This window comes from Bacillus sp. FJAT-27225 (assembly GCF_001685025.1).
Taxonomy (GTDB): Bacteria; Bacillota; Bacilli; order Bacillales; family Cytobacillaceae; genus Bacillus_D.
In genome coordinates, this window is the sequence record NZ_MAYU01000001.1 from 138634 (window position 1) to 150810 (window position 12177).

Sequence of the window (12177 nt, forward strand, 5' to 3'; positions counted from 1 at the left end):
ATTTCAAAAAGAAGAGGGATTCGCATGCAAATCATTATTTCCAATAGTTCAAAGGAGCCGATATATGAACAAATTACAAAACAAATTAAATCGTCAATTTTAGCAGGTGACCTGCAGGAGGGAACGGCATTACCTTCAATCCGCCAGCTCGCAAAGGATTTACAGATTAGTGTTATAACGACGAAACGCGCTTATGAAGAATTGGAGAAGGCTGGGTTTATTTACTCCATTGTTGGAAAAGGCTCTTTCGTCGCAGAGCAAAATTTAGAGGTAATTAGGGAAAAGAAGTTAAAAGTCATAGAGGAACAGCTCAATGCGGTTATAACGAATAGCAGGGAAATTGGGCTGTCACTCGAGGAACTGCAGCAACTTTTGAACCTTTTATATGAGGAGTGAAAGGAATGGAACATGTTGTTGAATTGAGTAATGTATCGAAGAATTTCAAAGGTTTTTCTTTGAACAATATAGATTTAGAGGTTAATCAAGGCTTTGTAACTGGATTCATTGGTGCAAATGGAGCTGGCAAATCCACGATGATTAAAATAATCATGAATTTATTAAAGCCTGATAGTGGGGATGTTAGAGTTTTCGGATTGGACTATAAAACGCATGAAAAAGAAATCAAGGAGCGAATTGGATTCGTTTATGATGGCAATGTATTTTTTGAGGGGCTGAACTTAAAAGATATAAAACGGATTGTTGGACCTGCCTATAAACGCTGGGATGATAGATTATTTCATAAATATATTGAACAATTCGACTTACCGCTTAATAAAGCGATAAAAACCTTTTCAAAAGGAATGCAAATGAAGGCTTCTTTAGCCATCGCACTTTCGCATCATGCAGAACTGATTATTATGGATGAGCCCACAGCTGGACTGGATCCGATTTTTAGGCGGGAATTGCTGAATCTTTTGCAAGAATTAATGATAGATGGCAATCGGACTATTTTTTTCTCAACACATATTACTACAGACCTGGATCGCATAGCAGATTACATAGCGTTTATACGTAGAGGAGAATTAGTATTTAATCAGTCCATTCATGACATAGCGGATAACTACGCACTCGTAAAAGGTGGCTTGGACCTTCTGGATAAAGATACTGTAAAGGACTTTGTTCATGTTCACCGTGCATCAACAGGATTTGAAGCTGTGACTGATAATGTTCGTGCAGTAAGGAAAACATTCGGAGACACCGTGATCATTGAACCTGCCTCTTTAGAAGATATTATGTATTATTTGAAAGGGGAGACCCACCATGTTTAATTTAATACGACGTGATGTGATTATTCAGAAATGGCAGCTGCTATTCTTTATTCCTTTTATTTTGTTCTTTATCATAACGAATTCTCATCCGGTTTTGACTTTTCTGGTTGCTAGTATCTTCATTCCCTTTAACACCTATGCATACGATGAAAAAGCAGAGACAAATATATTATTAAATTCATTGCCTTATACCCGGACAGAAATTATCGCTTCAAGGTATATTGGTGCAATTGTTTATATGGTTATTGCCATTGGGGTGACAAGTCTCGCATTATTCTTTCTAGATAAACCTTTTTCTTTAAGGGACATTGCGGTTAGCAGCAGCTTATTCTTATTATTCGCTGCGTTCACCTTTCCGTTATTCTATCTATTTAAGCCAGGTTACATTTTTTCTGTCGTACTCATTAGCTTTCTTGTATTGGCTGGTATAGGGCCTTCTATATTGTCTTTTTTTGCTGAACATTTAACTGCCTTAACGGATATTATTGTTAGCCTCTCTGCCCCCGCTTTATATACAGGAGCGGCACTATGCGTGATGGCAGCCTATGTACTTTCATGGGGGATTACACATGTTATTTATCAGCGAAAAGCGTTCTAATTGAATTAAAGATAAGAATATCACCCTTTAAAGTAACCCTATGAACGAAAAAGTTGTGAACATATGTACTTTAACTAAGGGTATTTTAGCAAGAACTGAAAATCATGAAAGCTTGGGGCAAAGTAGGTCCCCAAGCTTTCATGTGCTAATTTTTTTCTTGCAAATTTATAAGTGAAAAGCTCTTTCATACTAATTTCTACTTTAAAACCGAAGCCTTTCAACCCCTGGATGTTGGTTTTTTACTGCTCCATGTTAACTTCAGTTACTTTTTTATATTTTTTAAAAACAAGATAGGCTTCTTGTTTCGTTCCGTTCTTATAGGAAATTCCTTTGGCAGCAATGTGGTTATCAGTCGTTCCCCTTAAATGATAGATGGGACCTGGCGGAACCACGTTAGAATCGCCTTCTTGTATTGTTCCCGCCTGGAGGCCTATATGTTTAAGCATTGCCTCTTTTTCAATCTTTTTAAAATAGTAGCCATCCTTGATAATGTAAGGGAAATCGGGCTGTCCTTCATCCTTTGCCTCAGTTTGTTCTTCTGTTAGTAAAGGAATGTCCTTACTTCCTTCAGAAGCTAGAAGATTTGCTGCGTTTTCCTTTTCAGTATGGTTAGTCTCCCCAAGCATGTTTTGCAGAATGAAGGCTCCAAAAAACAAGGTAAAGCTCACAACAAGGACAGTTGATAATACAGGGGCAAAATAATTCGATCTCTTGTACTCCTGAGTATCTAGTACAGCATGAAACAATTTGCTTTTTTGGTCCGAATTCATGTTTCCAGGCTTGAGTACGGTTTGGTTCATACTTTTCCTAAGATACTTTAATTTCGTTTCCACGATTGATCTCCTCCCATCTTTTTTCGAAGCTGGTCCTTCGCACGGCGGAGCCTTGTTTTAATCGTTTCCTGCTTTATTCCTGTCAATTTTTCAATTTCCGAGATTTTTAAGTCTTCATAATAATGAAGAATAATCACTTCCCGGTACAATGGTGGAAGAGATAAGACGTTCCGTGATAGAAAAAAATCTTCTTCTTTTCCGATGAGATTATCCTCAATGGATTGTGTCCCAACCGTTGCTTTGTATGAGAAAAAATCCAATGGAACAGCAAATTTATACCATTTGCTTCTCATATAATCCTTGCATTTATTGATGGCGATTTTGTAAAGCCAGGTCTTATACGAACTTTCGCCGCGGAAATCTTTTAGCTTTTTGTAACAGGAAATAAAGGCTTCCTGTGTTAAGTCCTCCGCGATCGTCCAATTTTTCACATACGTAAACAACAATTTCTTTAAGCTTTCTGCATGAAGCTCAATCAAGTCTTCAAGAAGTTCTTCATCTGAGCTGTAATCATCCGGCCGGATTTGGTACATGTTTGTATCCCCCTAAAAACTTGCTGACATATAGACGTTATTTATTCAAAAAAGGGTTCAAAAATAAAAAACTGATAAATGGTTAACGGGTTTCCCAATGGGCGAGAAAACCTTTAGGTCTGTCTACTATATCTTAATATAGAGTTTAGTATAAAATTTAAATGAAAATTGCAGGAAACAGGCAATTAAGATATCCAGGAGATTGTCTTAGATATAAGGTAATTTTAGTGGCGATTTTGAATAGCAAAAGTTCGCACCTAAATTTTTGAAATATAAAACTACTTTTAATTAATCGTTATATAGAACTCACAAGGTTCTAAATCTATCCAAGATAAATCGTATAGGAGACAAAACTATGGACATATTTGAATATTTAGGTGAATTGCAAGCTGACTTAAGAGAAAAAAATTCAAATGAAATTGAAGAAAAATATTATACTATTTGTTCCGAATTAGCCGGAACGGAGAAAGCCAATACAATTAAACAAGTAGATTTAAATGAATATGTAAATGAACTAAAGGCAGGACTTGAGAAATCTATAAAAATAGCACGAGAACAAACAATTAGAGCAATTTACTTTGAATATGATTTGGATAATGACTGGGAAAGCGCATTTTTTATTTGTGAGAAATATAATCAACTAGAATACGAAGACGATGACTGGGCCAGTGAATGGACAGAGGATTTTGATGGCCCAAGTTTAGAGCAGTTTGGCAGCATTTATGAATTAGATGGTTTCGATGGAAATGACGCTGCAATTGGCTCAACTATCTACTTAGTGGCCAGGACAGTTACAGCATTCGCAAGAGCTTATACATTACTCTCCGATGAAAGTTCGATCGCTGTGTGTATCGCTTTTCACGACCAAGACCCTATTATTAGAATAAAAGAAAGGTCAAAAAAGAGCCTTTAAACGGTTCAAGGCTCTTTTTTTCGATTTAGAATGCCATTTTTGTGCTTCTGTAGGAACTAGTATACTGTTTTGAAGGAAATGAAAAATTATTTTTTTAGCTGGATTAAGTGAATGAGGGAAAGGGGGAAGGGGGAAGGGGGAAGGTCAATGGTTTTTACATATTTTATGGTTTAGGGCAGTTCTACAAGAGCAAAAGTTGCCCCACTTTTATATCGGTTTTTGGGATTAAGGCTTGGTTTGAAGCACCTGAAATGAATTGCTTCGATTCTAAAAAATTCTCATCGTCCCTTATCTGCCATGGTAAAAATAGTTATATAATGAATTTTATAAACGGAAGAGGGACCCACATGTTTTTATGGTACGTTTTAATTGTTGCGGTGTTTGTAGTGGCGTTGGCTTATTATGCAGGTAATTTATTTTTACCTAAGAAACGGAAGCTGAAGTATTATTTATCATTATTTATCGGGTTTATCGGTTTGGCCGGATGGGCGTTCATTTTGCTCAGGTTAGCAGGGGGATTATTAACGGCTGTTGTCAGTACCTTCTTGCTGATCCTTTCCTTCTTGTCTTTCATTACTGCTATCATAATCGATCTCATCTTTTACAAAGGTGATACAAATAGGCAGTGACAACGTTTATTCGGGAAAGTGTGTCTAAGGGGGGAAAAGAGAGCCCCCCTAGTAAAATACTCCCCATATTTCATGATGAAGTTCAGTTTTGTTTAGATCGATACCACCTGATAAATATAATAGCTGCAAGGAATAGCCCTATTCCTACCCCACTTCCTATCATCATGAAAGGTGGGCTCTCAGAGGAAGCCAAGTCTACCTTGATAGTTGGTGGCTTTCCAACTCCGAGGATCTGTAAATCTCCACTCGCTTGTTGCAATAGGTCCGTCCGTTCGCACATGCCTGTCTCCAATTGATTTTTATCCCCATAGGCATAAACCAAATAGTCATTTCCTACACTAAATTCATATCCACAGCTGGCTGAACTTTTGGCAGTGTTAACAATAACCTGACTTTCCTTGACACCTTTCCACGAAGACTTCACCTCAAAAACGACAGAAATAGGGTCAGCAGAAGATTGTATAAAGCTATTTGCTCTTGGATCTTCAAACCTTATTACTTTCCCTGAAAAAATTGCAGTTTTGTTTTTTAACTCTGTTTCGACTGATTCTGGAACCGCACAGGAACAAGCTGATACATAAGCAGGTTTTACATAAAAAGAAATAGTGGCAACTAAAAAGATCGCCAAAAGCACTTTCACTTTTTTCATTTTAAACACCCCTTTGCTATTAGACGAGGTAAATGGTAATGTTATGGCCGGATTTTATTTTTTTATTTTGAAAGGGAAAAGCAACTCGAAATAACAAGGAAAGTGTCGGTTTTTTATCGCTCTATTATTCTACCATATACTGTAAAATAGAATTATGCGGTTAGGTTCTATTATTTGGGGGTGGGGGATAGTGAAAAGATTCAGAGTATTGATGTTGACGGTCGTATTTTTACTGACGATGGCTCTGCCGGCCATGGCACAAGGAACAAAAAGCGGTGCTACTACTCAGAAGGTATCTTATAGTCATGCAAGTTTTTACGGTGGAACGGAAAATACAGATACCTATGTTTCTATTTATTCCGAGAACAAAGACGCGTATATTTTGTATTATGAAACATATAATTTCGATACAAATGAATATCAATATGCCAGTACTGAGATTCCTGCCTCCGAGGTTGTATTCAATACAACCAAGGGAACAGTCGCAGTAAATAAGGCAGTTGACGTCTATAAATTTGTTGAAAAATACGACAGGAAAACAAAATCCTGGACGTATACAGAAGTTTATGTCGGAAAGCAGTCTGTAAATCTAACCTGGAGTTTCAATTCTAAATCATATTCAACCTATTCTTTTACTGAAAGAAACGTTGAAATTGACTATGAAGAATATTTGAAGCTTTATAAAGGTACCAATAAAGAATACAGGAACGTCCTTGCTACTGGAACTGTAGCAGGTGTATCAGTTGAAAGCTTTCAGTACAGCGGTGGTAGTGTTTCCAGCGGAACTGGATTTGCAATCATAAAATAAAATAAACAAGTTTTATCATTAAACCTAACCCGCAGACAATACATAGAAGGCCGGTTCCTGCTACCGGCCTTTTTTATTTTAGGTAAGTTATTGAAAAAAGAACTGCCAAAATCAGAATCCCTCAACCAACTTTGAGAGGTGTTTCATTTTTAGGAGATCGGCTGCTGTTAGTGGACGACTGTTTACTCAGCGCCAAAACTATAATCATTCCTATTATACAAGCTGTTCCAATCCATTGAAAAAAACCAAAGGGCTCTTTTAACCAAAGGACCGTTGTTAAAACGGCAGCCAATGGTTCAATGCTGCTTAGCAGACTTGTTTCTTTAGCGGACAGGCTTTGCAGGCTTTCAATATAAAACCAAAAGGCAATCATTGTACCAAAAAGGATTACGAAGATTAAATATAAATAAGCCTCCAAAGGTAAACCTTTAAAATTCATTTGCCAGGGCGGATGGACAAAACTTAATGCAATTCCGCCGATTATCATCGCCCAGCCAACGATGACCAGAGAATCAAATTTTTGTAATAATGGAATGGCATATAAAGTATAAAATGCTAAAGCGACTCCTGATAAAACACCCCAAATGATCGCCGCTTTTGGCACAGAAAGCTGGGAGACTGAGCCGTTTGTTAATAAGAAAAAACAGCCGGCTAATGCCAAAGAAACAGTAACTATATCTCTTCGTGTTAAAGTGGTTTGCCTCCGTAAAATTAAGTATACGATTATCATGGCAGGTGCTAAATATTGCAGCAGCGTTGCAACCGCTGCATTGCCATGATCAATGGAAGCCATATAGGTATATTGGACTGCCAACATACCAAGTAATCCATAAATAATCATTCGGATAGCTGTCCAGCGGCTTTTCCATACACCAAGGATTTGGGCACGATTTCGTCCGAAATACTGAACGGATAACAGCAAAAAACCTGCTATAAGCAATCGCATTGTAACGAGCCAATCCACTTCAATCCCATACTCTTGAAAAAGCTTTTTGGCAGCTGTGCCGCCAATGCCCCAAAAAACGGCTCCCGATATAACAAGAATGATTCCCTTACGTCTATTCATCCGTCTCCACCTTACTATATATGAATGGCTTTCTATTAACTTCGGTGATACCAAGCCCAAATCCTTTAATAAATTTTAAAGGATTAAGACATTTTGTGAAGAACTTCTTTTAAAAGATAATTTCTAAAAATGGGGTTTTACCATGAAAAGATTAGTGATAATTACAGTCGGTAAAACACATAGCGGAAAAAGTACATTCGCAAGAGCTTTAGAAGAAAAACTAAACAACTCTTTTGTAATGGACCAGGACAATCAAGCTGAATTTATTAATTCATATTATAGTAAGTTACAGCCAGAATACGGACCTAATACATTGAAACATAGCATCTCGAAGCTTATTGTCGATTATGCGATTGAAAACACTCATTTTCACATCATTGTGAGTAACTCAAATCGGAGTCGAAAAGGACGGCATTATTTGCTTGAAGAAATATTTAATAAAGATCAATTCGTTCGGATCCTCGTTCATTTTGATATTCCTGATATAGTCCTTCAAGAACGGGTTTCAATTACACAACGCAGTACAACTATATTCAGGGGGGCTTATTCCTCTTTTAACGAAGTCCTTATCCGGCAGCAAGCCGAGTCGTTACATGAAGATATTTCCGATCCAGTAGAAGAAGAGGCAGACCATCTTTTTGTGATTAAAAACAATGAAGAAATAGAATCTGTTATCAAAAGAATTATAGATATTTCTCACACGTATTAGAAATGGAGGATTAAGATGAGAAAAGGACAAATACGACCCATCTCTATTTGTTTATTCAGCAAGAACGATTCTATACTTGTTTGTGAAGGGTTCGATGAAGTAAAACAGGACTATTTTTATCGGCCGATTGGCGGGGGGATTGAGTATGGTGAAACAAGTGCCGACGCAATAAAAAGAGAAGTGCTTGAAGAGATCGGAGCTGAAATTAAAAACTTAAATTATCTCGGAACAATAGAGAACATATTTACCTTTAACGGAGATTTAGGACATGAAGTAGTTTTTGTCTATGATGCAGAATTCGTTGACACGTCCTTTTATGAAAAAACTGCTTTTCTTGGAAAAGAAGACAATGGCTCAACATTTAAACTGCTCTGGAAACCATATGGTGATTTTATAAAAAGTGAATTAAGATTAGTTCCAGAAGAACTATGCAGCATTCTCCAAGGTTATTTAGAAGAAGTTTTGGCCGATGAAAGGTAATCCTTCTTTTAAAAGCAATTTTATAGAAGAGTTGATCAGGACGATTTTATTTTAAGGATTTATTAGAAGAATCGCCTGTCGCATTTTCAATGTTTGTGAGTATTGGAATATGTGTTGTCTGAAGGTCTGTTTACAATTTTTTAAATAGAAATGAGGTTATATATATGGCACGTCCCGAAGAGTTAGCCCAAAAGCAATTGGATGCATATAATAAGCAGGATTTAGATGCCTTTGTTGCTGTTTACAGCAAAGATGTCGTTGTTAGAGATTTCCCTTCAAACCAGATCTCCCTTTCCGGTATCGAGGATTTCAAGGAAAGGTATGCTAAGCTATTTGAAGGTAACCCTAATCAACATGCTGAATTGAAATCCAGAACAGTAAAAGGAAACATTGTCATTGATCACGAATTTGTCACCGGCAGAGCAAATGGAGAGAATGTAGAAGCGATTGCGATATATGAGGTTAACGAAGAGGAAATACTTAAGGTCTGGTTCGTAAAATAATCACTTACAGAAGCAGCAAAATAAAGGAGTAACCTATTCAAATGACTACAATACATATAACAAAGTGTACCTTAAACGATTTAACTAAACTTCAGGAAATCGGTTATGAAACTTTCAACGAGACATTTAAGTATCAGAATTCACCCGAGAATATGAACACTTATTTGGAAAAAGCGTTTAACTTAAATCAAGTAGAGAAAGAATTATCCAACGATTTTTCGCAGTTCTTTTTTATTTATTTTAACAACGAACTTGCTGGCTATTTGAAAGTTAATACGGATGAAGCTCAATCTGAAGATATGGGCAGTGAATCACTTGAAATCGAAAGGATTTACATAAAAAATGCATTTCAAAAACACGGCCTCGGAAAATATCTGTTTAATCGAGCTTTGGAAATTGCTGCGGAACTTAATAAGAAGACAATTTGGCTTGGTGTATGGGAAAGAAATGAGAAAGCCATTGCTTTTTATAAAAAACTGGGGTTTGTTCAAACTGGTGCCCACTCATTTTATATGGGCGATGAAGAACAGACAGATTTCATAATGGCAAAAACACTTGAATAGGTGGCGAACGATGTATATTCCAAAGTTATTCAAGGTTACAAATGAGGATGATATATGGGATTTTGTCCAAAACAACTCCTTTGGGACGCTTATAACATCCGACCAAGGTAAACCAATCGCGACTCATTTGCCACTGCAGTTCAGTAAACAAGGAGACAGTTACTTTATAACTGGGCATGTGGCATACGGAAATCCTCAATGGCGGACATTTGAAACAAGTGAAAATTCTCTTGTTATTTTTCAGGGGCCACATGCTTATATCTCCTCTTCCTGGTATTCGCACAAAAATGTTCCGACTTGGAATTACCAGGCTGTCCATATGTATGGAAAAGCAAGCATTCTTGAAAAAGATGAACTAATAAAAGATTTAACTAGTCTATTAGAAAAGTATGAACAACACCGTGAAAATTCAGTACTATGGGATACCCTTTCACATGGGCTATTAGAAAATCAACTTAAAGGCATTGTTGGTTTTAAACTTAGGGTAGAAGACATACAAGCTGCCTATAAATTAAGCCAAAATCGAAATCAAACGGATTATATCAGCATTATTGAAGAATTAAAAAATGAACAAGATCCAAACTCAGAACAAATCGCGGAACAGATGAGAAAAAGAATGAATACTCACAAATAAACAGCCAGATTATATTACATTCGGCTATACATTTTTACTGGTGCGTTGACCCACGAAGGATTAGCACCTTTTTTGTAACCTTTACTTGTGCAAGTCGTCTAAGTAAAAAATGGTGGAGGAACAAATTATGTACGTTCAGGCTGTTTTTTTAGATAGAGATGGAACTATTGGGGGAGGCGATACTGTTATTTACCCAGGTGAATTCGAGCTTTTCCCCAATGTTAAAGAGTCTTTGGCAAAATTGAAGCAGCTAGGTATATTCATTTTTGCCTTCACGAATCAGCCTGGCATTTCAAGAGGGGAATGTACTCTTCAAAGTTTTGAAAAGGAGTTGCTCGATTTCGGATTTAACAAAATTTATCTTTGCCCTCATCAACTGAATCAAGACTGCCAATGCAGAAAACCATCTTCATTCTTGTTAAAAAAGGCAGCTAAAGAGAATAATCTGGAGTTGGATCGATGTGCAGTAATTGGAGATCGATGGACGGATTTATTAGCTGCAGATGAAGTTGGATGTCGAAAAATACTAGTAAAAACAGGTAGCGGGATGGAGACCTTAAGGAAATACATGAACAATGAATTTTATGGCCGTTGGGGTCAAGTAAAACCCGATTTTATTGCTGAAGATTTTTCTGAAGCAGTGAAATGGCTAACTCGAACCAGCCCTTTAAGAAAAAACCTTAATAAAAGGAGACCAATATGAAAATAGTAAGAATCGTATTTTTTCTATGCTCTATTGTATCCATTTTTTTCCTAATGTCCTTTATTTCAGCGGGTAAAACCAATAATGTTGTGGTGAGTGTGGACGCCTCTAGTAAATTCTCCGAAGAGGAAGTATACGAGGCTATTGCTAAAGTAAAGAAAAAATTCAAGGTTTTTAAAGGGTGCGAACTTACCGAGTTATGGTACTCCGAAGAAAGTTCAAATCAAGCCATTGAAGCTTATTTAAATCATGGCCGCGGTTCTGAAAATGGTGTGAAGTCAGGTAACGTTATAGTTTTGCTGTCTACTTTTAAGGTCGATTCATCGGGTGGCGATGGCAGTTTTGAGCCAAACTCTACTCAATCGGACTGGCAGTGGATTTTAATCAGAAATAGTAAAACTGGAGATTGGCGTGTCGATGGCTGGGGATATTGACCTTTCTTAAATTTATAAAACCCTTCCTCAAAGCAGACTTGGCTTCCTCAACACAAAGCGTCTTACGGTGATTCACTTCTTTATAAGTAAGCATTTTCTGTTCCATCCAACTGAATTTACTGATTTTTCATTACATTTTAGCTATAGTTTTCGAAAACAGCCTTTAGTATTGACAATTATTAGGTTACAATTACAGTAAATGGAACGATGCTATTTAAGGAGGAAATATAAATGGATCTATATTTGGGTGATGTGGCCTTTCAACTATTTACCTTGCTAATTCCAATTATCTTTATAGCCTTGTTATTTTACATATACTTCTTCATAAAAGGAAACAAGGAGCAATTAAATCGTATAGAGGCAAAACTGGACGGTCTATCAAAAAATAGATAGCGCAACTAATCTGTTAATAAATTGAGTTAAATATTTGTTAATCGCACTTTTGAACAAATTGGAGATTTTAGGAGGGGGATTATGCCAAATTGTGAAAACTGCAATTCACGATTTTCCTGGAGCAAAATCAGCAGATCAATTGGATGGTTATATAAGCCAATTGCCTGTGACAACTGTGGTACTAAACATAAGATTACCTTATTTAGTAGATGTCTGGTAGTAGCCCTTTCTTCTTTCCCGATTCTCATATTTGTTTATTTCTTTTCTAGCTACAATAACGACAATATAAACATTGGTATAGCACTTCTTATAGCCATGGTTATTATATTGTTCGCTCCTTATGTTGTTCAATACAAAAAGGAATTGTGAGGCAGTATGCCTAAAGAAACGGCAGCGCTATCGAGGCAGGTTAAGGTATAGAGACTGTATTTGCATTTACATATTAAACGATTATTTTGTCC

Annotated in this window: 18 protein-coding genes; 14 read left to right on the forward strand and 4 right to left on the reverse strand. The window is 36.8% G+C overall.

Features of this window, described 5'->3' with window-relative positions; genetic code table 11:
* Positions 1–24 precede the first annotated feature (24 nt).
* Genes A8F94_RS00690 through A8F94_RS00700 form a run of 3 tightly spaced genes read left to right on the forward strand, consistent with a single transcriptional unit; the run spans position 25 to position 1866 of the window.
* On the forward strand, positions 25–396 hold the full coding sequence (locus tag A8F94_RS00690; RefSeq protein WP_066194016.1) for a GntR family transcriptional regulator: 372 nt from the start codon (positions 25–27) through the stop codon (positions 394–396).
* Positions 397–401: 5 nt separating this feature from the next.
* Positions 402–1268 (forward strand): ABC transporter ATP-binding protein, encoded by an 867-nt coding sequence (locus tag A8F94_RS00695; protein WP_066194019.1) that lies wholly within the window; start codon positions 402–404, stop codon positions 1266–1268.
* A complete protein-coding gene (locus tag A8F94_RS00700) occupies positions 1261–1866 on the forward strand; it encodes an ABC-2 transporter permease (RefSeq protein WP_066194022.1) in 606 nt (201 codons plus the stop codon). Before A8F94_RS00695 ends, A8F94_RS00700 begins: the two co-directional genes overlap by 8 nt.
* Positions 1867–2105: 239 nt before the next feature.
* Here the strand turns inward: A8F94_RS00700 and A8F94_RS00705 are convergent, their stop codons facing one another.
* Together A8F94_RS00705 and A8F94_RS00710 are read right to left on the reverse strand one after the other, a co-directional pair.
* Entirely contained in the window at positions 2106–2699 is a 594-nt protein-coding gene (locus A8F94_RS00705; RefSeq protein WP_066194025.1) for a hypothetical protein, read from the reverse strand.
* Complete coding sequence (locus A8F94_RS00710) at positions 2684–3232, reverse strand: sigma-70 family RNA polymerase sigma factor (RefSeq protein ID WP_066194030.1); 549 nt, start codon at positions 3230–3232, stop codon at positions 2684–2686. The genes A8F94_RS00705 and A8F94_RS00710 overlap by 16 nt, the downstream gene beginning before the upstream one ends.
* 355 nt (positions 3233–3587) lie before the next feature.
* Here A8F94_RS00710 and A8F94_RS00715 point away from each other — a divergent pair, with 355 nt between their 5' ends.
* Both A8F94_RS00715 and A8F94_RS25520 read left to right on the forward strand, forming a co-directional pair.
* Complete coding sequence (locus A8F94_RS00715) at positions 3588–4145, forward strand: hypothetical protein (protein WP_066194033.1); 558 nt, start codon at positions 3588–3590, stop codon at positions 4143–4145.
* A 347-nt stretch (positions 4146–4492) separates the two neighbouring features.
* A complete protein-coding gene (locus tag A8F94_RS25520) occupies positions 4493–4774 on the forward strand; it encodes a hypothetical protein (RefSeq protein WP_175384323.1) in 282 nt (93 codons plus the stop codon).
* An 82-nt stretch (positions 4775–4856) separates the two neighbouring features.
* Here A8F94_RS25520 and A8F94_RS00725 read toward each other — a convergent pair whose 3' ends face one another.
* The gene (locus A8F94_RS00725) at positions 4857–5423 is read right to left on the reverse strand and encodes a hypothetical protein (protein ID WP_066194038.1); all 567 of its coding nucleotides are present in this window, start codon (positions 5421–5423) and stop codon (positions 4857–4859) included.
* Positions 5424–5613: 190 nt separating this feature from the next.
* On the opposite strand from A8F94_RS00725, the gene A8F94_RS00730 reads away from it, so the two are divergent.
* Positions 5614–6231, forward strand: coding sequence for a hypothetical protein (locus A8F94_RS00730; RefSeq protein WP_066194041.1), 618 nt, complete (start codon positions 5614–5616; stop codon positions 6229–6231).
* A 121-nt stretch (positions 6232–6352) separates the two neighbouring features.
* On the opposite strand, the gene A8F94_RS00735 is transcribed toward A8F94_RS00730, so the two are convergent.
* The gene (locus A8F94_RS00735) at positions 6353–7297 is read right to left on the reverse strand and encodes an EamA family transporter (RefSeq protein WP_066194044.1); all 945 of its coding nucleotides are present in this window, start codon (positions 7295–7297) and stop codon (positions 6353–6355) included.
* Positions 7298–7439: 142 nt separating this feature from the next.
* Here A8F94_RS00735 and A8F94_RS00740 point away from each other — a divergent pair, with 142 nt between their 5' ends.
* The 8 genes from A8F94_RS00740 to A8F94_RS26440 all read left to right on the forward strand — a co-directional run bounded on the left by A8F94_RS00740 (position 7440) and on the right by A8F94_RS26440 (position 12085).
* Complete coding sequence (locus A8F94_RS00740; protein ID WP_066194047.1) at positions 7440–8006, forward strand: AAA family ATPase; 567 nt, start codon at positions 7440–7442, stop codon at positions 8004–8006.
* Between the two features lie 15 nt (positions 8007–8021).
* Positions 8022–8486 carry an NUDIX hydrolase gene (locus tag A8F94_RS00745; protein ID WP_066194050.1) on the forward strand — a complete coding sequence of 155 codons (465 nt, stop codon included), beginning with the start codon at positions 8022–8024 and terminating at the stop codon, positions 8484–8486.
* 164 nt (positions 8487–8650) lie between these two features.
* On the forward strand, positions 8651–8989 hold the full coding sequence (locus A8F94_RS00750) for a nuclear transport factor 2 family protein (RefSeq protein WP_066194053.1): 339 nt from the start codon (positions 8651–8653) through the stop codon (positions 8987–8989).
* Between the two features lie 41 nt (positions 8990–9030).
* The gene (locus A8F94_RS00755; RefSeq protein WP_066194056.1) at positions 9031–9552 is read left to right on the forward strand and encodes a GNAT family N-acetyltransferase; all 522 of its coding nucleotides are present in this window, start codon (positions 9031–9033) and stop codon (positions 9550–9552) included.
* Positions 9553–9562: 10 nt separating this feature from the next.
* On the forward strand, positions 9563–10186 hold the full coding sequence (locus A8F94_RS00760) for an FMN-binding negative transcriptional regulator (protein WP_066194059.1): 624 nt from the start codon (positions 9563–9565) through the stop codon (positions 10184–10186).
* Between the two features lie 127 nt (positions 10187–10313).
* On the forward strand, positions 10314–10889 hold the full coding sequence (locus tag A8F94_RS00765; protein WP_066194062.1) for an HAD-IIIA family hydrolase: 576 nt from the start codon (positions 10314–10316) through the stop codon (positions 10887–10889).
* Positions 10886–11323, forward strand: a complete 438-nt coding sequence (locus A8F94_RS00770) for a DUF4829 domain-containing protein (protein WP_217490902.1) — start codon at positions 10886–10888, stop codon at positions 11321–11323. The genes A8F94_RS00765 and A8F94_RS00770 overlap by 4 nt, the downstream gene beginning before the upstream one ends.
* A gap of 474 nt (positions 11324–11797) precedes the next feature.
* Positions 11798–12085, forward strand: coding sequence for a TIGR04104 family putative zinc finger protein (locus A8F94_RS26440; protein WP_066194064.1), 288 nt, complete (start codon positions 11798–11800; stop codon positions 12083–12085).
* Positions 12086–12177: the final 92 nt, after the last annotated feature.

Coding starts and splice junctions, on each gene's coding strand:
- A8F94_RS00750 (WP_066194053.1), top strand. CDS start 8,651: ATGGCACGTCCCGAAGAGTTAGCCCAAAAGCAATTGGATGCATATAAT.
- A8F94_RS00700 (WP_066194022.1), top strand. CDS start 1,261: ATGTTTAATTTAATACGACGTGATGTGATTATTCAGAAATGGCAGCTG.
- A8F94_RS26440 (WP_066194064.1), top strand. CDS start 11,798: ATGCCAAATTGTGAAAACTGCAATTCACGATTTTCCTGGAGCAAAATC.
- A8F94_RS00715 (WP_066194033.1), top strand. CDS start 3,588: ATGGACATATTTGAATATTTAGGTGAATTGCAAGCTGACTTAAGAGAA.
- A8F94_RS00765 (WP_066194062.1), top strand. CDS start 10,314: ATGTACGTTCAGGCTGTTTTTTTAGATAGAGATGGAACTATTGGGGGA.
- A8F94_RS00770 (WP_217490902.1), top strand. CDS start 10,886: ATGAAAATAGTAAGAATCGTATTTTTTCTATGCTCTATTGTATCCATT.
- A8F94_RS00755 (WP_066194056.1), top strand. CDS start 9,031: ATGACTACAATACATATAACAAAGTGTACCTTAAACGATTTAACTAAA.
- A8F94_RS25520 (WP_175384323.1), top strand. CDS start 4,493: ATGTTTTTATGGTACGTTTTAATTGTTGCGGTGTTTGTAGTGGCGTTG.
- A8F94_RS00710 (WP_066194030.1), bottom strand. CDS start 3,232: ATGTACCAAATCCGGCCGGATGATTACAGCTCAGATGAAGAACTTCTT.
- A8F94_RS00695 (WP_066194019.1), top strand. CDS start 402: ATGGAACATGTTGTTGAATTGAGTAATGTATCGAAGAATTTCAAAGGT.
- A8F94_RS00760 (WP_066194059.1), top strand. CDS start 9,563: ATGTATATTCCAAAGTTATTCAAGGTTACAAATGAGGATGATATATGG.
- A8F94_RS00735 (WP_066194044.1), bottom strand. CDS start 7,297: ATGAATAGACGTAAGGGAATCATTCTTGTTATATCGGGAGCCGTTTTT.
- A8F94_RS00740 (WP_066194047.1), top strand. CDS start 7,440: ATGAAAAGATTAGTGATAATTACAGTCGGTAAAACACATAGCGGAAAA.
- A8F94_RS00725 (WP_066194038.1), bottom strand. CDS start 5,423: ATGAAAAAAGTGAAAGTGCTTTTGGCGATCTTTTTAGTTGCCACTATT.
- A8F94_RS00745 (WP_066194050.1), top strand. CDS start 8,022: ATGAGAAAAGGACAAATACGACCCATCTCTATTTGTTTATTCAGCAAG.
- A8F94_RS00690 (WP_066194016.1), top strand. CDS start 25: ATGCAAATCATTATTTCCAATAGTTCAAAGGAGCCGATATATGAACAA.